Here is a 24,933-nt window from a genome sequence, read left to right on the forward strand (position 1 = left end):
CTGACCGATGTCCGACGCCGTCGTCCCCCATCGCGCCGAAGACCACCAGCCACCTGCCGGCTGGTTCGCCCGCGCGATCGACAGCGACATCTTCTATTCGTTCCGCCGCTCCAAACTGACGATGGTCGCCGCTGCGATCACGCTGTTGTTCTTCCTGCTGGCGATTTTCGCGTCCTGGCTTGCGGTGCAGAATCCGTTCGATCCGGCACAGTTGCAGCTGATCAACTCGCGGATCGCGCCGCTGTGGACCGCCGACGGCCAGAGTCCGTTCCTGCTCGGCACCGACGAGCAGGGCCGCGACGTGCTCTCGGCGATCCTCTACGGCCTGCGCATCTCCCTTGCCGTCGGCCTGGCCGGCGTGGTGTTCGCCGGCGCGCTCGGCATCGCCCTCGGCCTGATCGCCGGCTATTTCGGCGGCGCGGTCGACACCGTGATCATGCGGATCGCCGACGTGCAGCTCACCTTCCCGGCGATCCTGATCGCGCTGCTGGTCAACGGCGTCGCCAAATCGCTGCTCGGCAACCGGCTCGACGAGATGAGCACGCTCGGCGTCCTGATCATCGCGATCGGCCTCAGTTTCTGGGTGCAATATGCCCGCACCGTGCGCGGCTCGGTCATGGTCGAGAAGAACAAGGACTATGTGGCGGCAGCGCAGCTGATCGGCCTGCCGGCGCCGAAGATCATGTTCCGCCACGTGCTGCCGAACACGATGGGACCGATCCTGGTGATCGCCACCATCAACCTCGCGCTCGCGATCATCACCGAGGCGACGCTGTCGTTCCTCGGCGCCGGGATGCCCGACACCATGCCCTCGCTCGGCACCCTGATCCGGATCGGCAACAACTACCTGTTCGCCGGCGAATGGTGGATCGTCGCCTTCCCGGGCATTGCGCTGGCCGGCCTGATCCTCTCCATCAACCTGCTCGGCGACTGGCTGCGCGACGCCCTCAACCCGAAGCTCCGATGACCAAGCCCGTTCTCTCCGTGCGCAATCTCGAGGTGGAATTCGTCACCCGCCGCGCCACCTTGCGCGCCATCAACGGCGTGTCGTTCGAGATCGCCAAGGGCGAGGTGCTCGGCGTGGTCGGCGAGTCCGGCGCCGGCAAATCGGTCACCGGCCTTGCCGTGATCGGGCTGATCGATCCGCCCGGCCGCATCTCCGCCGGCGAGATCGAGCTGTCCGGCACGCGGATCGACCATCTGCCGCCGGAGCAGATCCGCCGCGTCAGGGGCAAGCGGATCGGCATGATCTTCCAGGATCCGCTGACCAGCCTCAATCCGCTCTACCGGATCGGCGACCAGATCGTCGAGACCATCCGCACCCACACCAGCTTAAGCGAAAGCGCCGCGCGACGGCGCGCCATCGATCTGTTGGCCGAGGTCGGCATCCCCGCGCCCGAGAAGCGCATCGACGGCTATCCGCACGAATTCTCCGGCGGCATGCGCCAGCGCGTCGTGATTGCGCTCGCGATCTGCGCCGAGCCCGAGCTGATCATCGCCGACGAGCCGACCACCGCGCTCGACGTCTCGGTGCAGGCGCAGATCATCGCGCTGATCAAGCGGCTCGGCCGCGACCACGGCACCGCGGTGATGCTGGTGACCCACGACATGGGCGTGATCGCTGAGACCTGCGACCGCGTCGCGGTGATGTATTCCGGCCGCATCGCCGAGATCGGCCCGGTGCAGGAGGTGGTGCGCAATCCCTTGCATCCCTATGCCCGCGGCCTGATGGGCGCGATCCCGACGCTTGCGGGCGAGGACAAGCGCCTGGTGCAGATCCCGGGCTCGATGCCGCGGCTGTCGGCGATCCCGCCGGGCTGCCCGTTCAATCCGCGCTGCGCATTTGTCTTCGATCGCTGCCGCGTCGAACGCCCCGAGCCGATCCGGCAGGGCGCGCAATCGGTCGCCTGCCACCTGTTCGATCCCGCGAAGGAGACCGCGGCATGAGCGGGACATTGATCGAGGTCAGGAACCTGCGCCGCGTGTTCGACGTCTCGAAGCCATGGCTCAACCGCGTGCTCGAGGGCGGCCATCTCGAATATCTCAAGGCCGTCGACGGCGTCTCTTTCGACATCAGGCGCGGCGAGACCTTTGCGCTGGTCGGCGAATCCGGCTCCGGCAAGACCACCGTGGCGCGCATGGTTGTCGGCCTGCTGCCGCCGAGCTCCGGCGAAGTCGTGATCGACGGCGTCTCGATGACCGATCCGCGGCAGGGCCAGGCGCGCCGCCGGTTGCGCCGGCGCATCCAGATGGTTTTCCAGGACCCCTATGCGAGCCTCAATCCGCGCTACCGGGTCGCCGCCATCGTCGCCGAGCCGATCCGCGCCTTCGACCTGATCCAGGGCGAGCGCGACATCAAGGCCCGGGTCGGCGAATTGCTCTCGCTGGTCGGCCTGCATCCCGACGACGGCCAGAAATTCCCGCACGAATTTTCCGGCGGCCAGCGCCAGCGCATCGCGATCGCCCGCGCATTAGCGTCCGAGGCCGAGTTCATCGTCTGCGACGAGCCGACCTCGGCGCTCGACGTCTCGGTGCAGGCACAGATCCTCAATCTGATGCGCGATCTGCAGGACAAGTTCGGCCTGACCTATCTGTTCATCAGCCACAATCTCGCTGTGGTCCGCCACATGGCGAACCGGATCGGCGTGATGTATCTCGGCCGCATCGTCGAAATCGCCGAGGGCCGGAAACTGTTCGAGAACCCGCTTATGCCCTACACCAGGATGCTGCTCGGCGCGGTTCCGGACCTTGCGATGTCCGGCCGCCAGCGCATCCCGGTCAAGGGCGAGATTCCGAACCCGATCGATCCGCCGTCGGGCTGCTCCTTCAATCCGCGCTGCCCCCTCGCCTTCGACCTCTGCCGCCGGAAGACGCCGGACCTGATCGACGGCGTCGCCTGCCACGCCGTCAACAGTCCGGCAGCGGCCATTCCGGCATGATCACGCGGATGGGAGCGGCCATGTCCACCAAGCGGTTGGCATGCCAGCCCGCCTGTGATCAAGTGCGCGCGCAACACGCCCAGCAAGCCGCCGAACGGTGAATAGCCATGAGCAACGTCAACCCCGATCCATTCACCACAAGGCCCGAGATCGAAGGCACGTTCGGCGTCGTCACCTCGACGCACTGGATCGCCACCGCGGTCGGCATGGCGACGCTGGAGAAGGGCGGCAACGCATTTGACGCCGGCGTTGCAGCCGCGTTCACGCTTCAGGTGGTCGAGCCGCATCTGAACGGCCCCGGCGGCGACGTCCCGATCATCGTGCACGACATCAAGCGCGGCAAAGCCGAGGTGATCTGCGGCCAGGGCCCGGCGCCGGCCAAGGCGACCATCGCGCACTATCGCAGCGAGGGACTCGAGATGGTGCCCGGTACCGGCCTGCTCGCCGCCTGCGTGCCCGGCACCTTCGAAACCTGGATGCTGCTGCTGCGCGACTACGGCACATTGAAGCTGCGTGACGTGCTGGAGCCCGCGATCGGCTACGCGCGTGACGGCCACCCGCTGGTCGAGCGCGCGTCCGCCACCATCAAGACCGTCGAGCAGCTGTTCCGGAAATACTGGACCACATCGGCCGACGTCTATCTGCCCAATGGCGAGGTGCCGAAGCCCGGCACCATTTTCACCAACAAGAAGCTCGCGGAGACCTACACACGCATCCTGACCGAGGCGGAGGGCGCGGGCGGCGATCGCGTCGCGCAGATCGAGCGTGCGCGGCAGGCCTGGTCGAAGGGCTTCGTCGCGGAAGCGATCGACAAGTTCTGCCGCACCCAGGAGGTGATGGACGTCTCCGGCTCGCCGCACCGCGGGCGTGCTGTCGGCCGACGACATGGCGCGCTGGCAGCCGACCATCGAGGCGCCGCTGACCTACGATTACGGCCGCTACACCGTGCAGAAGTGCGGCGTCTGGAGCCAGGGTCCGGTGATGCTGCAGCAGCTCGCGCTGCTGAAGGGCTTTGAGCTCGACGGGCTCGATCCTGCAGGGCCCGACTTCATCCATCTGCAGATCGAGGCCGCCAAGCTTGCTTATGCCGACCGCGAGACGTTCTACGGCGATCCCAAGTTCACCGACATTCCGATCGAGACGCTGCTGTCCGATGCCTACAACAACGAACGGCGCAAGCTGATTTCGAAGGACAAGGCGTCGCTCGACTTCCGCCCCGGCTCGGTCGAAGGGTTCGGCGGCGTCGTCAAGCTGCGTCACGCCGAAGGGCATCGCGAGGCCGTCGGCGCCATGGGCGCGGGCGAGCCGACGGTCGGCCGGTTCGGCGAGGTACGCGGCGACACCGTGCATTTCGACATCATCGACAAGGCCGGCAACATGATCTCGGCGACGCCGTCCGGCGGCTGGCTGCAATCCTCGCCGGTGATTCCCGAGCTCGGCTTCTGCCTCGGCAGCCGCGCCCAGATGTTCTGGCTGGAAGAGAACCACCCGGCTTCGCTGGCGCCGGGCAAGCGGCCGCGCACCACGCTGTCGCCTAGCATGGCGCTGCGCGACGGCACGCCGTATCTCGCCTGGGGCTCGCCGGGCGGCGACCAGCAGGATCAGTGGATCACGCAGTTCTTCCTGCGCCACGTCCACGCCAAGCTCAATTTGCAGGAAGCGATCGACGCGCCGGCCTGGCACTCCGAGCATTTCCCGATCTCGTTCTGGCCGCGCACCTCGCGCCCCGGCGTGCTGGTGCTGGAAAACCGCGTGCCGAAATCGACCATCGACGAATTGAAGCGCCGCGGCCATGTGGTGGAGATCGGCCCCGATTGGTCGGAAGGCCGCCTCACCGCGGCCTCGAAGGTCGGCCCCCGCCGCCGCGCCGCCGCCAACCCGCGCGGCATGCAGGGTTACGCCGCAGGCCGGTAAACACGAAGATGATCGCCACAGCATGATGACGTCGGGTCGGATCGCGGAGCGAGCCCCAAACTCCACCTCGCCTCGCTTGCGGGGAGAGGTCGGATCGCATCGAAGATGCGATCCGGGTGAGGGGGAGTCACCGCAATCTCGATTTGTACCATCTTCGCGGAACAAGCCCCTCACCCCAACCCTCTCCCCGCAAAGAGCGGGGCGAGGGAGAAGAGAAGCGAGATGACCTGGTCGATCATCGCCCGCGACAGCGCCACCGGCCAGCTCGGCATTGCCGTCGCGACGCGGTTCTTCGCGGTCGGTGCGCTGGTGCCGCATATCGCACCCGGGATCGGCGCCATCGCGACGCAGGCGCTGGTCAATCCCTATTACGGCATCGACGGCCTCGCGCTGCTGCGCGACGGCAAGACCCCGCACGAGGTGATCGCGGGGCTGATCGCGCCCGACGGCGGCCGCGAGAGCCGGCAGCTGCATGTCGTTGACAATAACGGCCGCATCGCCGCGCATTCCGGCAAGGATTGCATCGACTGGTTCGGCCAGATCGCCGGCGACGGTTTTTCGATCGCCGGAAACATGCTGGCCGGACCTGCGGTGCTCGATGAGACCGCGCACGTCTATGCCGCGAATGAACGGCTGCCGTTCGCGGAGCGGCTGATCAACGCGATGTTCGCCGGCGAAGCGGCCGGCGGCGACAAGCGCGGCAAGCAATCGGCGGCCCTCCTGATCCACGGCGCCGAGGAATGGCCGCTGCTCGACCTGCGGGTCGACGACCACACCGATCCCCTGCGCGAGCTGGAGCGGCTGGAAGCGGTCAGCCGCGAGCACTGGGTGCCGTTCCGGAGCTTCATGCCGACCCGGGACAACCCGGCCGGAATCAGCGACCGCGCCAGGATCGACGCCGGCATCGCCGCCGCGAAAGCGGGCCACGAATGAGTGCGGGCCCGTTGATCGAGATCGAGGGCCTGCGCGTCAGCTTCCACGGCGACGATGGCCGCATCACGCACGCGGTCGACAGCGTCGACCTGTCCGTCGCCAACGGCGCCACGCTCGGGCTGGTCGGCGAGTCCGGCTGCGGCAAGAGCGTGACGTCGCTTGCGATCATGGGGCTGTTGCCGAAGCAATCCGCCGCCGTGTCCGGCGCGATCCGTTTCGACGGCTTCGACCTGCTCGAGGTGCCGGATGCGACGCTGCGCGACCTGCGCGGCAATCGGCTCGCCATGATCTTCCAGGAGCCGATGACCTCGCTCAACCCGAGCTTCAGCATCGGCGACCAGATTACCGAGACGATTCTGCGCCATCGCGGCGGCTCCCGACGCGCGGCGCGCGAACGCGCCGTCGAGCTGCTGCGCCGCGTCCACATCCCCTCGCCCGAGAAACGCATCGACGACTATCCGCACAAGCTGTCCGGCGGCATGCGCCAGCGCGTGATGATCGCGATGGCGCTGGCCTGCGATCCGCAGCTCCTGATCGCCGACGAGCCGACCACCGCGCTCGACGTCACGCTGCAGGCGCAGATCCTCGATCTGATGCGCGAGCTGAAGGCCGCCAGTGGCGCGGCGATCATCCTGATCACCCACGATCTCGGCGTCGTCGCCGAAGTCTGCGACGAGGTCGCCGTGATGTATGCCGGCGAGATCGTCGAGCGGGCGCCGGTCGACGAGCTGTTTGCCAATCCGCAGCATCCCTACACGGTCGGCCTGCTCGGCTCGATCCCGCGGCTCGATCGCCGCACCAGCCATCTCGCCACCATCGAGGGCATGGTGCCGAACATGGCGAACCCGCCGGCGGGCTGCCGCTTCGCCGCGCGTTGCCCGTTCGTGGAGCGTGCCTGCACAAAATCGCCGCCGCCGCTCGCGCTGCTGAGCGCGACCCACGCCTCGCGCTGCATCCGCGCGCCGCTGGAACGGCTGGTGTCATGACCGCGCTGCTCGAGGTCGAAGGGCTGGTGAAGCATTTCGTCGCCGAGCGCTCGCTGTTCGGCCGGCCGACCGCCCATGTGAAGGCGGTCGACGGCGTCAGCTTCACGGTCGAGGCCGGCAAGACGCTGGCGTTGGTCGGCGAATCCGGCTGCGGCAAATCCACCGTCAGCCGGCTGGTGCTGCGACTGATCGAGCCGGATGCCGGCCGCGTCAGCTTCGAGGGCCGCGACCTCGGCACGCTCGATGCCGAGCAATTGCGCGCGTTCCGCCGCGACGCCCAGCTGATCTTCCAGGATCCCTACGCCTCGCTCAATCCGCGCATGACGGTGAGCCAGATCCTGGGCGAGCCGCTGGCCCTGCACAATCTGGTGCCGGCAGCGGGCCGCCGCGAGCGGGTCGAGGAGCTGCTGCGCCTGGTCGGGCTGGAGCCGCGCTTCGCCCGCCGCTACCCGCATGAATTCTCCGGCGGCCAGCGCCAGCGCATCGCGATTGCGCGCGCGCTCGCGGTCGAGCCAAAACTGATCATCTGCGACGAGCCGGTGTCGGCGCTCGACGTCTCGATCCGCTCGCAGATTCTCAATCTGCTGCGCGACCTGCAGGACCGCCTGAAGCTCGCCTACATCTTCGTCTCGCACGATCTGGCCGTGGTGAAGCACATCGCCGACCGCGTCGCCGTGATGAACCTCGGCATGATCGTCGAGACCGCGGATGCGCAAGCGCTGTTCACCGCGCCGCGCCATCCCTATAGCCGCGCATTGCTGTCGGCGATCCCGGTGCCCAAACCGAAGGCAAAACGCAACCGGATTGTCCTGCAAGGCGAGCTGCCGAGCGCGCTCAATCCGCCGAAGGGCTGCCGCTTCCACACAAGATGTCCCTATGCCGTCGCGCGTTGCCGGAGCGAAATGCCGCAGCTCGTCGAAGATGGCACCGGACATGCAACGGCATGTCACCGGACGACGGAGCTGCCGCCGGCGGATGCGATCGTCCCGTCCGACGGCGGTTTTTCGCCGACATTGGAAAAGCTGCTCGCTGCCTTTGGCGCGGCGGAAGGGGCCGGACGCTCCGGGGTTGGTACAGGCGGGACCGAGGTCGGCGCGTGAACATGGGGAGCAGTGCGATGAAGATGTTTCGTTTGGCGGCGACGGCCGCGGCGCTGTTGCTGGCGCTCGGCGCCGGCGTGCAGGCCCAGACCACGTTGCGGATCGGCCTCGCCGAGGACCCGGATATTCTCGATCCCTCGACCGCACGCACCTATGTCGGCCGGATCGTGTTTGCCGCCGTCTGCGACAAATTGTTCGACATCGACGAAAAGCTCAACATCGTGCCGCAGCTCGCGCTGTCGCACGAAACCTCGGCCGACGGCAAGGAAGTCACGATCAAGCTGCGGCCCGGCGTCAAGTTCCAGGACGGCGAGCCGTTCGATGCGGACGCCGCCAAGTTCTCGCTCGACCGCCACATGACGCTGCCGACCTCGTTCCGCAAGTCGGAGCTCGCCAGCGTCGATCACGTCGAGGTGGTCGATCCGCTCACCATCAAGCTGGTGCTGAAGACGCCATACTCTCCGCTGATCGCCCAGCTCACCGACCGGGCCGGCATGATGGTGTCGCCGAAGGCGGCGAAGGAGGCCGGCGACAAGTTCGGCCTGCACCCGGTCTGCGCCGGCCCGTACAAATTCGTCGAGCGCGTGCAGCAGGACCGCATCGTGTTCGAGAAATTCGCCGACTACTGGAACAAGGACAACGTCTTCATCGATCGCATCGTCTATCTGCCGATCGTGGACGCCACGGTTCGGCTCGCCAATCTGAAATCCGGCGGGCTCGACCTGATCGAACGCGTGCTGGCGACCGATATCAAGGACGTTCGTTCCGACCCGAAGTTGGTGTTGTCGACGGCGCCCGAGCTCGGCTATCTCGGCCTGACCATCAACATCGGCAACGACAAGGCCAAGGGACCGCTCAGCCAGTCGGTCAAGGTGCGCCAGGCGCTGGATCTGGCGATCGATCGCGAGGCGCTCAACCAGGTCGTGTTCAACGGCGAGTTCACGCCGGGCAATCAATGGGTCTCTCCGACCCATCCCTATTACCAGAAGGCGTTTCCGGTTCGCGGCGCCGACGTCGCCAAGGCCAAGGCGTTGTTGAAGGAAGCCGGCGTCGCGCTGCCGGTGACCGTCGACTACATGGTGCCCAAGGGCACGGAGTATGAAGCGGTGGCCCAGGTGGTCCAGTCGATGGCGGCGGAAGCCGGCTTCGACATCAAGATCCGGGTGGTCGAGTTCGCCACCACCTTCAAGCAGGCCCAGGCCGGCGAATTCCAGATCTTCCAGATCAACTGGAGCGGCCGGATCGATCCCGACGGCAATTCCTACATCTTCATGCACGCTAAGGCGCCGCAGAACGACGGCGGCTATTCCAATCCGGAAGCCGACAAACTGATGGAGGACGCCCGGCTGATCGCCGATCCGGCGCAGCGCAAGGCGATCTACGAGAAGCTGACCAAGATCCTGCTCGATGACGAGCCCATCATCTACCTTTATCATCGCACGCTGCTGATCGCGCACACGACCAAGCTCGCGGGTTACCGGCAGATGCCGGATGGTTTGGTGCGCGTGACCGGGCTGAAATTGAAATGATCGCCGCGGCGCAGGGCACGCGGGGCCGACAATGCTGAACTTCCTCGCCAGGCGGCTGGTTCAGCTGGTCCCGACGCTGTTCTTCGTGTCGATCCTGATCTTCTCGCTGCAACATCTGCTGCCGGGCGATCCGGCGCTGGTGATGGCCGGCGAGGAGCGCGACCCGGCCGTGATCCAGCAGATCCGGCAGCAGTATCACCTCGATCAACCGATCCCGGTGCAATATGTCCACTGGATCAAGGGCGTGCTGTCGGGCGATTTCGGCGAATCCCTGCGCAACAAGATGCCGGTGCTGAGCCTGATCGCGCAGAAGCTGCCGGTCACGCTGCAGATCGGCGGCATGGCCATCGTGATCGCCTTCCTGATCGGCATTCCGGCCGGCATCGTCTCCGCGGTCAAGAAAGGCACCGCCTGGGATTACGGCGCCAATCTGTTCGCGCTGTGGGGGATCTCGACACCGAATTTCTGGCTCGGCATCATGTTGATCTTCCTGTTTTCCATCAAGCTCGGCTGGTTGCCGGCCTCGGGCTACGTGCCCTTGAGCGAAAACTGGCGCGCCAGCCTGGCTGCGTCGATCATGCCGGCCTTCGTGCTCGGCAATGCGATCGCGGCGATCCTGATGCGGCATACCCGCAGCGCCATGCTGCAGGTGCTGGAGAGCGACTATGTCCGCACCGCGCGCGCCAAGGGCCTCTCGGAGCGCACGGTGATCCTCAAGCACGCGATGCGCAACGCGCTGACGCCGATCATCACGCTCGGCGCGCTCGAGCTCGGCACGCTGCTGTCGGGCGCGGTGCTTACCGAGCAGATCTTCTCGATCCCGGGCTTCGGCAAGCTGATCGTCGATGCCGTGTTCAACCGCGACTATGCCGTCGTGCAGGGCGTGGTGCTGACCACGGCGACGATCTACATCACGCTCAATTTGATCGCCGACGTCGCCTATATCCTCGTCAACCCGCGGCTGAGGGGCTGACGCCATGACCGACACCGCGCTCGGGCTGGTCCCGCTTGCCGCCTCCGATACGCTGGAGAGCCCGTCGCGCCGCGCTTGGCGGCGGCTGAAACGGCGCAAGGGCGCCGTCGCCGGCCTGCTCGTGATCGGGTTCTTCATCCTGCTTGCGGTGTTCGCGCCGCTGATCGTGCCCTACGATCCGATCGCGGCAAGCTGGTCGCTGGTGCGCAAGGCGCCGTCGGCCCAGCACTGGTTCGGCACCGACGACCTCGGCCGCGACGTCCTCGCGCGTGTCGTGTACGGCACCCGCGCCTCGCTGCTGGCGGGCCTCATCTCGGTCAGCATCGCGCTTGCGATCGGTGTTCCGCTCGGCCTGCTCGCGGGCTATCGCGGCGGCTTCGTCGATGCCCTGATCGGCCGCATCACCGATGCGATGCTGGCCTGCCCGTTCCTGATCCTGGCGATCGCGCTGTCCGCCTTTCTCGGCCCGAGCCTCGGCAATGCGATGATCGCGATCGGCGTCTCGGCAACCCCGATCTTCATCCGCCTGACCCGCGGCCAGGTGATCAACGTCAAGGTCGAGGACTTTGTCGAGGCGGCGCGCGCGATGGGCAATCCGCGCTGGCGCGTCGCGCTGGTCCACATCCTGCCCAATATCCTGCCGGCGCTTCTCGTGCAGGCGACGCTGTCGATCGCGGCTGCGATCATCGCCGAAGCCGCCCTCTCCTTCCTCGGCCTCGGCCAGCAGCCGCCCTCGCCGTCCTGGGGCAGCATGCTCAACGCCGCGCAGCGTTTCCTGACCACCGCGCCCTGGATGGCAATCTGGCCGGGCCTTGCGATCTTCCTGGTCGTGCTGTCGTTCAACCTGGTCGGCGACGGCCTGCGCGATGCGCTGGATCCGAAGGCGCGGTGAGCGTGGCCTCCACTCTCCCACCGTCATCCTGAGAGCTTGTGACGGATTCGGCTCCTGCGGAGTTTTTGGCGGCTGTTCGTCGCAGCAATTGGCAGGTTTGAGTTCGAGTTCGGCGATGACCCGTTGTTTAGGCTCTGGAGAGGCGGTTGCCTTGCAGGATGTTGTTGACGAGGGCGTACCAGAGCACGACGGCACGGACCTTTTCGATGCCGCGCACGGTCAATTGCCGCAGGTCCCAATTGCGCCAGCGGGCATGGATGCACTCGCAGATCGACCGGGACCTGTATCGGGCCTTGCCCTCTTCGCTCGCCATTCGCGCACGCCAGGCCAACACCCCCGGACCGTCGCCGCGCCGCGGTAGATAGGGATCGGTACCGTGCTTGGATTGAGTGGGCGGACAAAAGATATCGATGCCCTCGGCATAGGCCCATTCGATGTCCTCGGCACTGCCAAAGCCGCCATCGACGAGATGGTCCTTGGGCAACCCTCCGGGCCGCGCACGCTGCCGCTCCAGCATGGGACGCATCAGGCCGCGATCGGATCCGATGTTGCAAATTCTGGTGTCGACGACGATCTGCTCGCCGGCCACGCTCGTCACCTGCACGTTGTAGGCGGGGCGGAAGCCGCCGTTCGCCATCTTCATGACCCGTGCATAGGCGTCCGTCGTGGAGGCCCGCGGCTCCTTCGGCGTCTTGCCGTTGCCGCGACTTTCTTCGCGCTCCTTGCGCTGCTGCTTGATCTCGGCGAGCGCCGTCTGCGCCGCCTTCACCCGCGCGCTGCGTTCCCGCGCGGCCCGCTCCTTGGCTGCCCGGGCACGCTTATTGCTGGCGTCCGAGCGTGTGTCGACCTCGCGCTTGAGGTCTTCCACCACGGCCTCAGCCTGCGCCAAATGCTTATCCAGCGTCGCCTCGCGCCGGAACGAGGCCGCCCCGGCGCTGGCCCGGACCCGCATGCCATCCTGCGCCAAGGTCTCCAGATCGACGAGACCGGCCTTTGCCAACGCTGCCAGATGCTCACTGAGCAGTCGGTCAAGCAGATCGGCGTTGCCGACCCGGAAGTCCGCCAGCAGGTGATAGTTCACCGACACCCCGCCGCACAGCCAGCGATAGGCATCGTGGCTCTCGCACAGCCGCTCCAACGCCCGCGCGCTGCCAACGCCTTCGCTGGCGGCATAGAGCCACAGCGCCAGCAAAAGCCGGGGCGAGGTCGCGGGGTGACCGGGACGATCGCCGCGAGCCTTGATCCGGTCCTCCAACTCACTCAGATCAAGCTCTTCGACATAAGACCAGATCAGCCGCACCGGATGGTCTTCCCCGATCAGGCTCTCAATATCAACCGCTCGCAGCGCAATCTGGTCGCGCTGGGGCTCACGCAGCCGCGGAGCGCCGGGCAAGCCCGCTTCGACTGATGGCTTCGCCTGCTCCGGCAGGTCCCCAAACAACTCATCGGCAGCCAACATCACCTCCCGCGAATCCATCATCGCCAGAGAATCACACCGCGCCGGCTTTCGGCTATAATGCTCGCTGAAACCCCAAAAAAATCACACCCTCTGAGGAGCGCGTAGCGCGTCTCGAAGGATGAACGGCCCGGCCGGTGGCCGTACATCCTTCGAGACGCCGCTTCGCGGCTCCTCAGGATGACGGGACCAGTAGTGCACGCGATCCAAAGCTCTTCGGCTAGATCACCACTTCCCTCAACACGCGCCGGCAATCCATCTCATATTCGAGATCGATCACCGGCGGGCGGCAGAAGTGCCAGGTCAGGCCGGAGCGCGTGGCGCCGCGGCGGACCAGTTCGTCGGCCATCACCGGATGGATGTCGTGCACGGTGTAGGCCTGCACCGCGGTCGTGTCCTGCCAACCGAAGCTGAACTCCGCCAGGCGCCGTTCCATCTCGCCTGTGGTGAAGCGGACCTTCTCCCGCCACGCGCCGGGGCTGAGATCGCGATAGCATACGATGCGGTCGGGATAGGGGGCGGTGCCGTCGCGCGCCTCGGCGCCGCCGGCGATCACGAAGGACGGCGACGTGCTCGTGCTCGGCCGCGTGAACGAGAACGCATGAAACGACGGCTCGGCCGGCGGATCGATCTCGGGACAGACATTGCTGCGCGCCACCGGATTGATGGTGCCGTCGAACAGGCCCCACTCCGCGAGCGTCTTGACATAGTGCTGGTTGAAGGCGCGGAAGCCGTCCTCGGTGAAGGCGGCCGGCGAGCGCAATTCGCAGGCGCAGAACGAGGTCAGCGGCCGGCCGGCGTCCTTGATGTAGGCCGCGATCCGCGCAAAGCCTTCCGCAAGCGGCACCAGCCGGTCGAACCGGACCCGCTCGATCTCGTAGCCGGCGTTCGCCTGCGCGCCGCTTGAGTATTGGAACACGGCCGGAATGAACCGGTAATTGCCTGCTGCAAATTCGCTCGCCATGCCTGATCCTCCGGGTGGCGAGGACATTTGGCCTCGCCCTTCGGCAAGGCTATCACGAGACAAAGAAAAAGGCGGCAGTGGCTTTCGCCAGTGCCGCCCTCTCCGTGAGCATGAGCCTGGAGGGCTCAGGTCGGTTTCAGTGCGCCGCCGCGGCCCTCGAGCTCGTAGTCGGCGATCTGCTTGGCGCGGTCGGAACGGGCCGCGGCCTGATGGTCGGTCGCGATCACCGTGTAGACCATCGGCAGCACGAACAGCGTGAACAGCGTGCCGATCGTCATGCCGGTGACGACGACGAGCCCGATCGAGAAGCGGCTCGCGGCGCCGGCGCCCGAGGCGGTGAGCAGCGGCAGCAGGCCCGTGACCATCGCCGCCGTCGTCATCAGGATCGGACGCAGACGAATCCGGGCCGCCATCTCGATCGCCGAGCGGCGGTCCAGTCCCTCGTTGAGCTGCAATTCGTTGGCGAACTCCACCATCAGGATGCCGTGCTTGGTGATCAGTCCGACCAGCGTCAGCAGGCCCACCTGGGTGTAGATGTTCATGGTGGCGACGCCGAAGAACAGCGGGATCAAGGCGCCAACGATCGCCATCGGCACCGAGATCATGATCACGAACGGATCGCGCAGGCTCTCGAACTGCGCCGCCAGCACCAGGAAGATGATGATGATGGCGAACGCGAAGGTGACCAGGAGCTGATTGCCTTCGTTAACGTACTGCCGGGAGTCGGCAAGGAAGTCATAGCTGAAGCCGGACGGCAGCTTCTTGGCTTCACCCTGCAGGAACTCGACCGCCTGGCCCATCGAGACGCCGGGCATCGGCACGGCCTGGAAGGTCGACGAGTTGAGCTGGTTGTAGTGGGTCAGCGCGTTCGGATCGACGCCGGTCTCGACAGAGACCACGGTCGACAGCCGCACCAGCTGCCCGGTCGCGGTCGGGACGTAGTAATCGTTGAACGCTTCGGGCGCGAGCCGGTTGGCGCGCGGCACCTGCGGGATCACCTGATAGGAGCGCCCCTCCAGGTTGAAGCGGTTGACGTAGTTGCCGCCGAGCAGCGTCGCCAGCGCACCGCCGATCGATTGCATGGTGATGCCGAGGTCGCTTGCCTTGGAGCGATCGACCTTCACCCGGACCACCGGCTGGTTGAAGTCGAGATCGCTGTCGGTGACGATGAACAGGCCGCTCTTGCGCGCGGCATCCTTCAGCTTGTTCATCTGATCGAACACCTGCTGGAAGCCGGCCGTCGACGAGATCACCATCTGCACCGGCAGACCGCCGGGGCCGCCGGGCAGCGGCGGCAGGCTGAACGCGAACGCGCTGACGCCCTCGATCTTGGACAGTTCGGCCTGAACCAGCGGCTGCAGCGTCTGGGCCGAGCGCTTGCGCTCATCCCACGGCTTGAGCAGCATGCCGGCGAAGCCGCCCTGCGGACCGGTGATGCCGTTCAGGATGAACCGCAGGTCGGTCTCGGGAAACTTCTGGAACTCCTTGTCCATCTTGTCGCCGTAGAAATCGATGTAGTCGATGTTGGCGTATTTCGGCGCCTTGGTCACCGCGAACACGATGCCCTGGTCTTCCTGCGGCGCCAGCTCCTTCTGGATGTGCATGTAGAGGAAGCCGACCAGGCCGAGGATGGTCACGGCGAACAGCGCCGTGATCGGACGGTAGTCGAGCGAACGGTCGAGCAGGCGACCATAGCCGCGGGTCATTGCGCCGAACACGCGATTGACGAGCTTGGCGAACCGCCCCTCGTCCGCGCTCTTCAGGAACACCGAGCACATCATCGGCGACAGCGTCAGCGCGATCACGCCCGACACGATCACCGAACCGGCCAGCGTGAAGGCGAATTCGCGGAACAGCGTGCCGGTCACGCCGCCGAGGAAGCCGATCGGTGCATACACCGCCGCCAGCGTGATCGTCATCGAGACGACGGGACCGACGATTTCGCGCGCGCCTTTCAGCGACGCCTGCACGGGCGGCAGGCCCTCCTCGAGGTGTCGATGGATGTTCTCCACCACCACGATGGCGTCGTCGACCACGAGGCCGATCGCCAGCACCATCGCCAGCAGCGTCAGCAGGTTGAAGCTGAAGCCGGCTGCCAGCATCAGGATGCAGACGCCGATCAGCGACAGCGGAATGGTGACGACGGGGATGATCACCGACCGCAGCGAGGCCAGGAACAGGAAGATCACGACGACGACGATCAGCACCGCTTCGGTGAGCGTCTTCTCGACCTCGTCGATCGAGGATTGGATGAACTTGGTGGAGTCGTAAGCCACCTTCATCTTCATCGACGGCGGCAAATTGCGCTCGAGATCGGGAAACAGCGCGCGGACGCCCTTCACCAGGGTCAGCGGGTTGCCCTGCGGCGTCGCCTTGATGCCGATGAAGATCGCGTGCTCGCCGTTGAAGGCGACGCTGGCGTCCGTCGACTGCGCCGCGAGCTCAACGGTCGCGATGTCCTCGATGCGCACGAAGCCGCCGTCCTTCGCCTTCACGATCATCCGCTTGAACTGATCGATGTTCTGCAGGTCGGTATTGGCCGATACGTTGGAGACGATGAAGAAGCCCTTGGTCTGGCCGGCGGCCGCCTGGAAGTTGTTGGCGGCGATCGCGGCGGCGACGTCGTTCGGCGACACGCCGCGGCCGGCCATGCGGGTCGGATCGAGCCAGACGCGCATCGCGAAGGTCTGGCCGCCGAGGATGTCGGCCGAAGCGACGCCGTCGACCGTCGAGAGCACCGGCTGCACGACGCGGGTCAGATAGTCCGAGATCGCCGATCCGGTCAGCTCCTCGCTGGAGAAGCCGAGATACATCACGGCGATGGTGTCACCGGTCGCCTTGGTCACGACCGGATCGAAGGCTTCCTTCGGGATCAGATATTTGACCGAGTTGACCTTGGCGAGCACCTCGGTGAGCGCCTGGTTCGGATCATGGTTGAGCTTGACGTAGACCTGGATCGTCGAGGTGCCGAGCACCGAGTTCGACGTCATGTAGTCGACGCCTTCGGCCGAAGCGACCGCCTGCTCGATCGGTGTGGTGATGAAGCCGTTGATCAATTCGGGCGACGCGCCTGGATAGGACGTCGTGATCGTCACCACGGTGTTCGACAGGTTCGGGTATTGCCGGATCGGCAGCACCATCGCCGCGCGCAAGCCGATCAGGAGGATCAGCAGGCTGACGACGACCGACAGCACCGGGCGCTTGATGAAAATATCAGTGAAGGCCATCGCCAACTCGATTCGTGTTGTCTGCCGGTTGCGGCAACATGTGGCGGAGGGCCAATCGGCCCTCCGAATTCAGATAGTGGAGATCAGTAGCGCGGCGGCTCGGCCGGCACCGGCGGCGGCGGATCGGTCGAAATCGCGACCGCCATGCCGGACTGCAGCTTGATCTGACCGACGGCCACGACACGGTCCCCGGCCTTCAGCCCCTTGAGGATCTCGACTCGGCCTCCGACGCGGTTGCCCGTCTTCACGAAGGTGCGCTCGGCGGTCAGGGTGGTCTTGCCGTCCTCGCCTTTCTTCTCGGTGATCACGAACACGGAGTCGCCGTACAGCGTGTAGTCGACCGCGGTTTCCGGAATGGTCACGACCGGCGGCTTCTCAGGCAGCACGATCGTGGCGGTCGCGAACATGCCGGGCTTGAGGATGCTGTCCGGATTCTGGATCGTCGCCTGCACCCGGATGTTGCGGGTGTCGGTCGCGATCTGCGGCTCGATGGTCGTGATCTTGCCGTCGAAGGTGCGGCCCGGATAGGCGTCGACCGAGATCCGCACCGCCTGGCCGACCTTGATCTGCGAGCTCTGCTTCTCGGTCACGGTCAGGTTGGCGTACAGCACCGACAAATCGGTCAGCGACACGATCTGCGTGCCGGCGGTCAGATACTGGCCGACTTCGACCTGGCGAACGCCGAGATCACCTTCGAACGGCGCCCGCACCAGCTTCTGCGAGATCAGCGCTTCGGTCTTGGCAATGCCCGCCTTGGCCTGGTCGTAGGTCGCCTGCGCCGTGTCGACGGTCGACTGCGGCCCGAACTGGCGCGACGCAAGCTGCTTGGCGCGGTCGAGCTGCTGCTCGCCCACGATCGCCTGCGCCTTGAAGCTCGCGAGGTCGCCCTGCTCCGGTGCGTCGAACAGCTGCAGCAGCGGGGTGCCGGCCTTCACATGGCTGCCGGCGGTGAACAGGATCTCGGTGATGCGGCCCGGCACGTCGGTCGTGACGTTGACCTGGTGCACGGCGACGAGATCGCCGACGGCGGTCAGCAGATTCGGAATCACTTCCGTCTTCGCCTCGGCCGCCGTGACGTTCGACGGCGGCGGCTTATTGTTGGCGAAGAACTGCGCGATCATGTGGCTGCGGAAGGCGTTGAAGCCGACCAGCGCGCCGACCAGCAGCGCCAGCAGCAACCCCACGATGATGAACCAGCGCACCAGCTTGACCGGACGCTTGGCCTGCTTTTCCTTGATCGGTTGCCCCGAGATGTGGCTTTCGGTCTGAATATTCATGTCATGCACTTTCTGCAGTTACCGACGGTCCTGCGCTCGGCGACGGCTGGCGGCCCAAATGAGTTGAAATTGCGGCGTCGGTAAGTCCGATGCCGCGAAGAATGAATTGGCAAAGCTGCCGCTCGGCCGCGGCGGCATCGCCGTAGGGGAGACATGGTGTCGCAGGCAACTGCGTCAACGCGCCCATAAGCACGGTGTGATGCGCAAACCAGAACAGGTTGAGCGGCTCGTCGCCGATCCGCGTCGCCTCGCCGGCGGCGATCGCCCGATCCAGCGAGGCGGCGAAGGTCGGACCGATCAGCTTGCCGACCTTGTCATAGAGCAGGCGGGCAAACTCGCCGTCGTCGAGATGGCTCGTCACCATCAGGCGCATCCGCTGCGCCTCTTCCTGGTCCGGCGCATCGCGCAGCTGCATGAAGTGGCCGACCATGCCCTCCACCAGCTCGACCAGCGTCGCGGTCGAGGGCTCCTGGCCAAGCAGGTGTGCAAGATCGGGATCGGCCTCGCACTCCTCGGCAAGGATTTCGGCATAGAGCGCCGCCTTCGACGGGAAGTGCTTGAACAGCAGCCCCTCCGAAATGGCAGCCGCGGCCGCCACGCTCTTTGTCGTGGTGCCGGCAAAGCCATTGCGGGCGAAACACCGCTTTGCGGCGCTCAGGATCAACTGACGCCGCAAGTCACTCGTCATGCGTAAGGTAGACATTTGGGTCGTGAGTAATCACTCACTTTACCAAAAGTCAAGGTTCTATTGCACCGCGAAAGCTACTTTAAATTGGAGTGTGGCCGATTGACCCGCGGATGCGGTTGACGATGTAGGTGCCGTCACGGCTCGACAGCACGCGCTCCAGATTGGCCCCGTCGATCTTCGCGCTGGCGAACCGCGGCCCCGCCGTAACGTCTTGCAAAGACGAAGCAAAAGCCTCGACCTCCGCCATCGTGCTGATCGCCCGGCTATCCCCGATTCCGCAGGCTTTGGCAATACCGACGAGGTCGGCGGTTCCACCGGTGTGGCTGGCCTGGCCGCCGGTCTCGCCATAGGCCTCGTTGTCGAGCACGATGATCGAGAAGTTTTTGGGCTGCTGCAAGCCGACGGTGGCGAGGCTCCCCATCCCCATCAGCATCTCGCCGTCGCCGGTGATCACGACAACCGGCAGCGTCGGCTGGGCCAGCGCCAGGCCGAGCCCGATCATCACGGCGCCGCCCATGCCGCCCCAGAGATAGAAGTTGCGGTCGTGGTCGCCGGCGGCGGCGATGTCATAGGTCGAGGCGCCGAGGCCGCCGACGGCGAAAGCGCCCTTGCGATCCCGCAGCAGTTCGGAAACCACGGCGCGGCGGTCGAGGAGATTGGCTTTGCTCATCTGGTGAAGACCTTTGCCCCGATCAGGCGCTGCGACAGCAGGACGGCGGTCGGCGTGCAGGCATTGTAGGCCTGGGCTGCGCCGGCTTCGACGACCTCGCGAACCTCAGTGGAATGCGAGGCGCGCAACACCTTGATCCCGGACAATTCGAGAATCCCCTGGGTGTTCGAGCCCATCGGCACCTGCCAGGGATTGAACTCGCCCCACTCGCCGCGCATCGTCACCAGCGTGAGGAACGGCAGGCGGAAGATCTGCACCAGCGACAGCATGTTGATGCAATTGCCGACGCCGCTCGACTGCATCAGCAACACGCCGCGCTGGCCGCCGGCCCAGGCGCCTGCGAGCAGCGCCACGCCCTCCTCCTCGGTCGTCAGCGCGACACCGCGCATCGAGGTCGAACCCAGCACCCGCTCGATCAGCTCCGAGTGCCCGGCGTCCGGCACGTAGGGCACCTGGCGCACCTCGAAGCGCTGCAATATCGAAAAGATCTCCTCGGGCCAGGAGGCGGCAGTCTCGGCACGGGCATGCATCGGCGTTTCCGGTTCTCTCTTGTTTGGCCGCGACTGTAGAGGGGCGCGCGGGCTTCATCAAAGTGCAATACCGCATGTGGCTCTGCGATTTACAGGCATCGCGCAACGCGCGGTGCGCTGTTCCGTCAGCCCGCAAATTGTGTTGCGCGGCCGCCGCCAGCGGCTTACGATAGTTGCAAATGAAACTAATCAGGGCTGGATATCCGCCATGGAAGGGCACGCGCGAGAGCTGGCAGACGGCTTCGACCTGGAAAAGCTGACGCCTGAGTTCTACGCCAACCCCTACCCGACCTATCGCGCGCTGCGCGAGACCGCGCCGGTCAAACGCCTGCCGAACGGCTGCTATTTCCTCACCCGCTACGACGACCTGATCGCCGCCTACAAGAACACCAAGGCGTTCTCCTCCGACAAGAAAAAGGAGTTCCTGCCGAAATACGGCGACTCGCTGCTCTACGAGCACCACACCACCAGCCTCGTCTTCAACGATCCGCCGGCGCACACCCGCGTGCGGCGCTTGATCATGGGCGCATTGTCGCCGCGGGCGATCGCCGGCATGGAGCCGGATTTGATCGCGCTGGTCGACAGCCTGCTCGACCGGATCGCCACGAAAGATCGTTTCGAGCTCATCGAGGATTTCGCCTCGGCAATTCCGGTCGAGGTGATCGGCAATCTGCTCGACGTGCCGCACGACGAACGCGAGCCGCTGCGCGACTGGTCGCTGGCGATTTTGGGCGCGCTGGAGCCGGTGATCGGCAGGCAGGCGTTCGACCGCGGCAACAACGCGGTGAAGGATTTTCTCGGCTATCTCGAAACCCTCGTCGAACGCCGCCGCACCAAACCAGGCAATCCCGAACGCGATGTGCTGACGCGATTGATTCAGGGCGAAGACAATGGCGAGCGGCTGACCGCGAAGGAATTGCTGCACAATTGCATCTTCCTGCTCAACGCCGGCCACGAGACCACGACCAACCTGATCGGCAATGGGCTGGTGACGCTCACCCACAATCCGGATCAGAAGCAGCGGCTGATCGCGCAGCCGGAGCTGATCAAGACTGCGGTCGAGGAGATGCTGCGCTACGAGAGCTCGAACCAGCTCGGCAACCGGATGATCGTGGAGGAGACCGAGCTCGGCGGCATCAAGCTGCCGGCCGGCACGCTGGTCACGCTGTGCATCGGCGCCGCCAACCGCGACCCCGCGCAATTCCCCGAGCCCGAGCGCTTCGACGTCGCACGCACGCCGAACCGCCACCTCGCCTTCGGCACCGGCGCGCATCAATGCGCAGGGATGGCACTGGCGCGCCTCGAGGGCGCCATCGCGATCTCGCGCTTCCTGGCGCGCTTCCCGAATTACGCGCTTGACGGCGAGCCGGTGCGCGGCGGGCGGGTGCGCTTCCGCGGCTTCCTCAGCGTGCCATGCAGCATCAACGCATAGATTGTCCCCTGCGAATTTGGCTGGCGGCAACACTTCCCTGTGGAAGAACTGATACCCAAATCAACTGCAGGCACGGATTGATGTAATCTCTCGTGCGCTGCAGCGGGAGTGACGCATGATGAATGCATCGGTCACTGATTTCCTCGCAACCGAAGCGCAGTTCGGCACCTACAATTACGAGCCGATCGGGGTGGTGCTATCCCGAGGCGAAGGCGTCTGGGTCTGGGATACCGACGGCAACCGGTATCTCGACTGTCTCTCCGCCTATTCGGCGGTCAGTCAGGGCCATTGTCATCCGAAGATCCTGGCAGCCATGATCGAGCAGGCGCGCCAGCTGACGCTGACGTCGCGTGCCTTCCACAACGACCAGCTCGCTCCCTTCTACCGCGAGCTCGCGGAGCTGACCGGCTCGCACAAGGTGCTGCCGATGAACAGCGGCGCCGAAGCGGTGGAGAGCGCGATCAAGTCGGTGCGCAAATGGGCCTATGAGATCAAGGGCGTGCCGGATGGGCAGGCCGAGATCATCGTCTGCGCCAATAATTTTCACGGACGCACGCTCGGCATCGTCGGCTTCTCGACCGACCCGGGGTCGCGCGACCATTTCGGCCCGTTCGCGCCGGGCTTCAAGATCATCCCGTTCGGCGATGCCGCAGCGCTGGAGCAGGCGATCACGCCGAACACCGCGGCCTTCCTGGTCGAGCCGGTGCAGGGCGAAGCCGGCGTCATCCTGCCCCCGCCGGGCTATTTCGCCCGCGTGCGCGAGCTGTGCACCGCGCGCAATGTGATGCTCGTGCTGGACGAGATCCAGACCGGGCTCGGCCGCACCGGCAAGCTGCTCGCCGAGCAGCACGAGGGCATCGAGGCCGATGTGACGCTGCTCGGCAAGGCGCTATCGGGCGGCTTCTATCCGGTGTCGGCGGTGCTCTCGAACAACGCGGTGCTCGGCACGCTGCGGCCGGGCCAACACGGCTCGACCTTCGGCGGCAATCCGCTGGCCTGCGCGGTGGCACGCGCCGCGCTGCGGGTGCTGGTCGAGGAAGGGATGATCGAGAACGCGGCGCAGCAGGGCGCGCGCTTTCTCACCGGATTGCAGGACATCCGCGCCAACGTCATCCGCGAGGTGCGCGGGCGCGGTTTGATGCTGGCGATCGAACTCCACCCGGACGCCGGCGGCGCCCGCCGCTACTGCCTGGCGCTGCAAGCGCGCGGCATCCTCGCCAAGGACACCCACGAGCACACCATCCGCATCGCCCCGCCGCTGGTGATCACCGCCGATCAGGTCGACTGGGCGACGGAGCGGATCGCGGCCGCTTTGACGCAGGATGTCTCCTGACGGTGCCCTGCGTCGCAAGACCGCACCGCCGGCGATGGCCGACACGAACGATTTCGACATCTGTGCGTTGAAGCGCTGCGGGCAGGGATGGATGGAGAGCCACGCTCATGCCTCCCCACGGTATCTGCTTTGCCATGCTCCTGGTTGGTGCCGCGACGCTGGCGGCGAGCGACGCGGCCGCCCAACCACACGATCCACACGCAAGAGGTGGAGCCTCAGCAGCGGCGGCACGTCCGGCCGCGCCGCCGGCGATGACGCGGCCTGCCGCGCCGATGGTCCACGCCGCCCCGCCCGCGATGGCGAGACCGCCTGCAATGGCTCGGCCACCAGCGATGGCTCGACCGGCCGCACCTGCCTTCCATGCCCCGCAGCGACCGGCGATGGCGGCGCGCCCGGCACCGCATTTCGCCGCTCCGTCGGTGCGCCAGGCTCCTCATATCGCCGCGCCGCACGTCGCAACGCACCGACCCGAATTTCGTCGCGGCGCCCCGTCGCCGCGCCCTGCTCCCCGCATGGCCGCGCCATCACGCCCGAGCCTGCCGGCGCGCGTGAGCGAGCGGCCCTCGCCGGCCGAGCGAATTCAGCAGCGTGTGCAGCAGCGGCAGCAGCTCACCCAGCAGCGCCAGCAGGCCGCGCATCAGCGGCAGCGTGACACGCTTTCGCGCCAGACCGCGGAGCGGCAAATCCGGATCGATCGCCTGCAGCAGCGTGTGCAGCAATTGCAATCGGAAAAGGTTCAAGGCGCCCGTGCGCAAACGCGTCCACGACCGCGCCCTGGAGGCGCAGAACCGCCTGCTGCAGCGCGAGCAACGCTCACAGCAAGCCGACCTTGCCCGGCAGCAGCGATTGGCACCGGCAGCGACAGTTGGGGTCGCCGCCGCAACCAGCGCCGCGACGCAGGCAGCCCAGCGCGAGCGATTTGCCGCACGCTTCCGCGAACAGGCAGCCGCACAAGGCCGGGCGGCGCTTGCGGCGCGCCAAGGCAGCTGGGCGCCGCGGAATGCCTGGCACCGGGGCCACCGTGCGGCATTCGTGGCGTGGCTTGGCCCGGTGTTCCTGCCTTACGCCTATTCGGACATCTTCGACTACACGTTCTGGTCCTACGCCTACGACCCCGGCTATTGGGCCTACGCCTATGACGACCTCGTCGACACCGTGTTCTGGGACACCAACAGTCCCTACTCCGCCTATGCCAGCATCGAGCCGGGCGATTATCCGTCGACCGCAGGCCGCGCTCGGTCCCGTCAACGCGCCGATACGAGCCCGCAGGCGATCAAGCAGCTGTGCGGTGAACCCGACAAGGGCGTCACCGCCTGGCCGCTTGCCGACATCGCCCGGGCGGTAAGGCCGGACCAGCAGCAGCGCGTCTTGCTGGACGATCTGAAGGCTGCCGCGGCGCAGGCCGCCAATGTCTTCAAGGACTCCTGCACCGACAGCTATGCGCTGACGCCGGCCGGCCGCCTGCGGTCGATGCTGAACCGCATCGGTGCGACGCTCGAGGCGATCAAGATCGTGCGGCCCGCGCTGGAGAATTTCTACGGCTCACTCAGCGACGAGCAACAGGCCCGCTTCAATGCGCTCGGTCCACATGTCGGCGAACGTTCGCTGCAACAGCAGGAAACGACCGCGCAATCCGGGAATTGCGGCGATTCGAAATCCGACCTCGCCCAATTGCCGATCAACCGGATCGAGGCCTCGCTTCATCCGGCCGGCAAGCAGAAGGAAGCGCTCGGCCGCTTGAGCGATGCGACCACAAGAGCCATTGCGGATCTGCAGGCGGCCTGCCCGAACGACGTGCCGCTGACGCCGGTCGGCCGGCTCGAGGCGATGCAGCACCGGCTCGAGGCCATGCAGCGAGCCGCGCAGCTGATCGAGCCTGCACTGGACCAGTTCTATGCCACGCTGAGCAGCGAGCAGAAGGCACGCTTCAACACGCTGCAGCAGGTCGCGAGCCCTTAGGGAGCCCTTTCCGTTCCGATGGAATCGGAACGGGGCTTTAGATCTTGCTTTTGGCGCGTTTTCTTGACGCGAACCGGTATCCACTTCGCTAGAAAACGCTCTGAGGCCGCCGGCCTGCGATCTTCGCTGCC

Annotated in this window: 20 protein-coding genes and 1 pseudogene; 13 read left to right on the forward strand and 8 right to left on the reverse strand. The window is 66.1% G+C overall.

The window, feature by feature from the left end; all coding sequences use genetic code 11:
- Window positions 1-7: 7 nt before the first annotated feature.
- The 10 genes and pseudogenes from ACVINW_RS37730 (at window position 8) to ACVINW_RS37775 (ending at window position 11,266) form a co-directional block, all read left to right on the forward strand.
- A complete protein-coding gene (locus ACVINW_RS37730) occupies window positions 8-967 on the forward strand; it encodes an ABC transporter permease (protein WP_456755986.1) in 960 nt (319 codons plus the stop codon).
- A complete protein-coding gene (locus tag ACVINW_RS37735; RefSeq protein ID WP_456755987.1) occupies window positions 964-1,947 on the forward strand; it encodes an ABC transporter ATP-binding protein in 984 nt (327 codons plus the stop codon). Before ACVINW_RS37730 ends, ACVINW_RS37735 begins: the two co-directional genes overlap by 4 nt.
- On the forward strand, window positions 1,944-2,939 hold the full coding sequence (locus ACVINW_RS37740; protein ID WP_456755988.1) for an ABC transporter ATP-binding protein: 996 nt from the start codon (window positions 1,944-1,946) through the stop codon (window positions 2,937-2,939). Before ACVINW_RS37735 ends, ACVINW_RS37740 begins: the two co-directional genes overlap by 4 nt.
- Before the next feature lie 107 nt (window positions 2,940-3,046).
- Window positions 3,047-4,853 (forward strand): annotated as a pseudogene (locus ACVINW_RS37745) (gamma-glutamyltransferase family protein).
- 222 nt (window positions 4,854-5,075) lie between these two features.
- A complete protein-coding gene (locus tag ACVINW_RS37750) occupies window positions 5,076-5,786 on the forward strand; it encodes a DUF1028 domain-containing protein (protein ID WP_456755989.1) in 711 nt (236 codons plus the stop codon).
- Window positions 5,783-6,772 carry an ABC transporter ATP-binding protein gene (locus tag ACVINW_RS37755; RefSeq protein ID WP_456755990.1) on the forward strand — a complete coding sequence of 330 codons (990 nt, stop codon included), beginning with the start codon at window positions 5,783-5,785 and terminating at the stop codon, window positions 6,770-6,772. Before ACVINW_RS37750 ends, ACVINW_RS37755 begins: the two co-directional genes overlap by 4 nt.
- Entirely contained in the window at window positions 6,769-7,872 is a 1,104-nt protein-coding gene (locus ACVINW_RS37760) for an ABC transporter ATP-binding protein (RefSeq protein WP_456755991.1), read from the forward strand. The genes ACVINW_RS37755 and ACVINW_RS37760 overlap by 4 nt, the downstream gene beginning before the upstream one ends.
- Before the next feature lie 17 nt (window positions 7,873-7,889).
- Window positions 7,890-9,401 (forward strand): ABC transporter substrate-binding protein, encoded by a 1,512-nt coding sequence (locus ACVINW_RS37765; RefSeq protein WP_456755992.1) that lies wholly within the window; start codon window positions 7,890-7,892, stop codon window positions 9,399-9,401.
- A 31-nt stretch (window positions 9,402-9,432) separates the two neighbouring features.
- Window positions 9,433-10,374 carry an ABC transporter permease gene (locus ACVINW_RS37770; protein ID WP_456755993.1) on the forward strand — a complete coding sequence of 314 codons (942 nt, stop codon included), beginning with the start codon at window positions 9,433-9,435 and terminating at the stop codon, window positions 10,372-10,374.
- A 4-nt stretch (window positions 10,375-10,378) separates the two neighbouring features.
- Window positions 10,379-11,266, forward strand: a complete 888-nt coding sequence (locus ACVINW_RS37775; protein ID WP_456755994.1) for an ABC transporter permease — start codon at window positions 10,379-10,381, stop codon at window positions 11,264-11,266.
- A 127-nt stretch (window positions 11,267-11,393) separates the two neighbouring features.
- On the opposite strand, the gene ACVINW_RS37780 is transcribed toward ACVINW_RS37775, so the two are convergent.
- From ACVINW_RS37780 to ACVINW_RS37810, 7 genes are all read right to left on the reverse strand, one after another.
- Entirely contained in the window at window positions 11,394-12,725 is a 1,332-nt protein-coding gene (locus ACVINW_RS37780; RefSeq protein ID WP_456756313.1) for an IS1182 family transposase, read from the reverse strand.
- Between the two features lie 217 nt (window positions 12,726-12,942).
- The gene (gene cnbZ, locus ACVINW_RS37785; RefSeq protein ID WP_456755995.1) at window positions 12,943-13,686 is read right to left on the reverse strand and encodes a 2-amino-5-chloromuconate deaminase CnbZ; all 744 of its coding nucleotides are present in this window, start codon (window positions 13,684-13,686) and stop codon (window positions 12,943-12,945) included.
- A 125-nt stretch (window positions 13,687-13,811) separates the two neighbouring features.
- Entirely contained in the window at window positions 13,812-16,913 is a 3,102-nt protein-coding gene (locus tag ACVINW_RS37790) for a multidrug efflux RND transporter permease subunit (RefSeq protein WP_456755996.1), read from the reverse strand.
- Window positions 16,914-16,996: 83 nt separating this feature from the next.
- On the reverse strand, window positions 16,997-18,190 hold the full coding sequence (locus tag ACVINW_RS37795; RefSeq protein ID WP_456755997.1) for an efflux RND transporter periplasmic adaptor subunit: 1,194 nt from the start codon (window positions 18,188-18,190) through the stop codon (window positions 16,997-16,999).
- A 1-nt stretch (window position 18,191) separates the two neighbouring features.
- Window positions 18,192-18,893 carry a TetR/AcrR family transcriptional regulator gene (locus tag ACVINW_RS37800; RefSeq protein WP_456755998.1) on the reverse strand — a complete coding sequence of 234 codons (702 nt, stop codon included), beginning with the start codon at window positions 18,891-18,893 and terminating at the stop codon, window positions 18,192-18,194.
- A 64-nt stretch (window positions 18,894-18,957) separates the two neighbouring features.
- Window positions 18,958-19,548 (reverse strand): thiamine pyrophosphate-dependent enzyme, encoded by a 591-nt coding sequence (locus ACVINW_RS37805; RefSeq protein ID WP_456755999.1) that lies wholly within the window; start codon window positions 19,546-19,548, stop codon window positions 18,958-18,960.
- The gene (locus ACVINW_RS37810; RefSeq protein WP_456756000.1) at window positions 19,545-20,078 is read right to left on the reverse strand and encodes a phosphonopyruvate decarboxylase; all 534 of its coding nucleotides are present in this window, start codon (window positions 20,076-20,078) and stop codon (window positions 19,545-19,547) included. Before ACVINW_RS37810 ends, ACVINW_RS37805 begins: the two co-directional genes overlap by 4 nt.
- 208 nt (window positions 20,079-20,286) lie before the next feature.
- Here ACVINW_RS37810 and ACVINW_RS37815 point away from each other — a divergent pair, with 208 nt between their 5' ends.
- Both ACVINW_RS37815 and rocD read left to right on the forward strand, forming a co-directional pair.
- Complete coding sequence (locus ACVINW_RS37815; protein ID WP_456756001.1) at window positions 20,287-21,510, forward strand: cytochrome P450; 1,224 nt, start codon at window positions 20,287-20,289, stop codon at window positions 21,508-21,510.
- Between the two features lie 118 nt (window positions 21,511-21,628).
- Window positions 21,629-22,843: an ornithine--oxo-acid transaminase gene (rocD, locus tag ACVINW_RS37820; protein WP_456756590.1), complete on the forward strand. Its 1,215-nt coding sequence runs from the start codon at window positions 21,629-21,631 to the stop codon at window positions 22,841-22,843.
- A 524-nt stretch (window positions 22,844-23,367) separates the two neighbouring features.
- On the opposite strand, the gene ACVINW_RS37825 is transcribed toward rocD, so the two are convergent.
- On the reverse strand, window positions 23,368-23,598 hold the full coding sequence (locus ACVINW_RS37825; protein ID WP_456756002.1) for a hypothetical protein: 231 nt from the start codon (window positions 23,596-23,598) through the stop codon (window positions 23,368-23,370).
- On the opposite strand from ACVINW_RS37825, the gene ACVINW_RS37830 reads away from it, so the two are divergent.
- Window positions 23,591-24,802: a Spy/CpxP family protein refolding chaperone gene (locus tag ACVINW_RS37830; RefSeq protein WP_456756003.1), complete on the forward strand. Its 1,212-nt coding sequence runs from the start codon at window positions 23,591-23,593 to the stop codon at window positions 24,800-24,802. The genes ACVINW_RS37825 and ACVINW_RS37830 overlap by 8 nt on opposite strands.
- The last annotated feature ends 131 nt before the right edge of the window (window positions 24,803-24,933 follow it).

Source organism: Bradyrhizobium sp. USDA 4461 (genome assembly GCF_054055655.1).

Excerpts from the sequence above, each read along its gene's own strand:
- rocD (WP_456756590.1), top strand. The coding sequence starts at position 21,629 with ATGAATGCATCGGTCACTGATTTCCTCGCAACCGAAGCGCAGTTCGGC.
- ACVINW_RS37755 (WP_456755990.1), top strand. The coding sequence starts at position 5,783 with ATGAGTGCGGGCCCGTTGATCGAGATCGAGGGCCTGCGCGTCAGCTTC.
- cnbZ (WP_456755995.1), bottom strand. The coding sequence starts at position 13,686 with ATGGCGAGCGAATTTGCAGCAGGCAATTACCGGTTCATTCCGGCCGTG.
- ACVINW_RS37770 (WP_456755993.1), top strand. The coding sequence starts at position 9,433 with ATGCTGAACTTCCTCGCCAGGCGGCTGGTTCAGCTGGTCCCGACGCTG.
- ACVINW_RS37790 (WP_456755996.1), bottom strand. The coding sequence starts at position 16,913 with ATGGCCTTCACTGATATTTTCATCAAGCGCCCGGTGCTGTCGGTCGTC.
- ACVINW_RS37780 (WP_456756313.1), bottom strand. The coding sequence starts at position 12,725 with ATGTTGGCTGCCGATGAGTTGTTTGGGGACCTGCCGGAGCAGGCGAAG.
- ACVINW_RS37805 (WP_456755999.1), bottom strand. The coding sequence starts at position 19,548 with ATGAGCAAAGCCAATCTCCTCGACCGCCGCGCCGTGGTTTCCGAACTG.
- ACVINW_RS37740 (WP_456755988.1), top strand. The coding sequence starts at position 1,944 with ATGAGCGGGACATTGATCGAGGTCAGGAACCTGCGCCGCGTGTTCGAC.
- ACVINW_RS37815 (WP_456756001.1), top strand. The coding sequence starts at position 20,287 with ATGGAAGGGCACGCGCGAGAGCTGGCAGACGGCTTCGACCTGGAAAAG.
- ACVINW_RS37775 (WP_456755994.1), top strand. The coding sequence starts at position 10,379 with ATGACCGACACCGCGCTCGGGCTGGTCCCGCTTGCCGCCTCCGATACG.
- ACVINW_RS37800 (WP_456755998.1), bottom strand. The coding sequence starts at position 18,893 with ATGTCTACCTTACGCATGACGAGTGACTTGCGGCGTCAGTTGATCCTG.
- ACVINW_RS37735 (WP_456755987.1), top strand. The coding sequence starts at position 964 with ATGACCAAGCCCGTTCTCTCCGTGCGCAATCTCGAGGTGGAATTCGTC.
- ACVINW_RS37730 (WP_456755986.1), top strand. The coding sequence starts at position 8 with ATGTCCGACGCCGTCGTCCCCCATCGCGCCGAAGACCACCAGCCACCT.
- ACVINW_RS37810 (WP_456756000.1), bottom strand. The coding sequence starts at position 20,078 with ATGCATGCCCGTGCCGAGACTGCCGCCTCCTGGCCCGAGGAGATCTTT.
- ACVINW_RS37760 (WP_456755991.1), top strand. The coding sequence starts at position 6,769 with ATGACCGCGCTGCTCGAGGTCGAAGGGCTGGTGAAGCATTTCGTCGCC.
- ACVINW_RS37795 (WP_456755997.1), bottom strand. The coding sequence starts at position 18,190 with ATGAATATTCAGACCGAAAGCCACATCTCGGGGCAACCGATCAAGGAA.
- ACVINW_RS37750 (WP_456755989.1), top strand. The coding sequence starts at position 5,076 with ATGACCTGGTCGATCATCGCCCGCGACAGCGCCACCGGCCAGCTCGGC.
- ACVINW_RS37765 (WP_456755992.1), top strand. The coding sequence starts at position 7,890 with ATGAAGATGTTTCGTTTGGCGGCGACGGCCGCGGCGCTGTTGCTGGCG.